Origin of the sequence: Pseudomonas sp. Sample_16 (genome assembly GCF_004307665.1) — a bacterium.
GTDB lineage: Bacteria > Pseudomonadota > Gammaproteobacteria > Pseudomonadales > Pseudomonadaceae > Aquipseudomonas.
This window is the reverse complement of record NZ_RCOB01000065.1, coordinates 1-713: the sequence shown is the minus strand read 5'-3', so window position 1 is coordinate 713 and position 713 is coordinate 1. Positions and strand designations below refer to the sequence as shown.

General features: G+C 58.3%; 1 pseudogene. It reads left to right on the top strand.

Annotated features, from left to right (window positions below):
• Window positions 1–437, top strand: a pseudogene (locus D8U69_RS09150) (bifunctional 3,4-dihydroxy-2-butanone-4-phosphate synthase/GTP cyclohydrolase II); the annotation flags it as partial.
• Between the last annotated feature and the right edge of the window lie 276 nt (window positions 438–713).

The following is a 713-nucleotide window of genomic DNA, read 5'->3' as shown; positions in this document are numbered from 1 at the left end:
GCCAATTCAACCTGGTGACCTATCGTGATTCGGTGGAAGGCGACGTGCACATGGCGCTCACTCTGGGCAACGTTTGCGCAGAAGAGCCGACCCTGGTTCGGGTGCACAACATGGACCCGCTGCGCGACCTGTTGATGGTCAAGCAACCAGGGCGCTGGAGCCTGCGCGCCGCCATGGCTGCGGTTGCCGAGGCCGGCAGTGGCGTGGTGTTGTTGCTCGGTCACCCGCTCGATGGCGACGTGTTGCTGGCGCATATCCGCGAAACCGCCGACCACGCCACCCCGAAAAAACCGACCACCTACAGCATTGTCGGTGCCGGTTCGCAGATTCTGCGAGACCTGGGCGTGCGCAAAATGCGCTTGATGAGCGCACCGATGAAATTTAATGCGATATCCGGTTTCGATCTGGAAGTTGTAGAATACGTGCCCTCCGAATAAGACGCCGGTTTTTGGCCTCGTTGTTCGCTCAAGGCATATTTGATTTATTGTGGCGAGGGAGCTTGCTCCCGCCTGGGTGCGCAGCACCCACAATAGGGGCCGCTTCGCAGCCCAGCGGGAGCAAGCTCCCTCGCCACATAGATGTGCAAGTGAACACCGATGTGCGATTTCCGGCGCTGTATTCGCGGTTCAAATATCACTGAGGGATGCGTACGAGACGTGTCCCGGCTCTTTAAGAGATCTAACGAATGACCCTGAAGACCATCGAAGGTACCT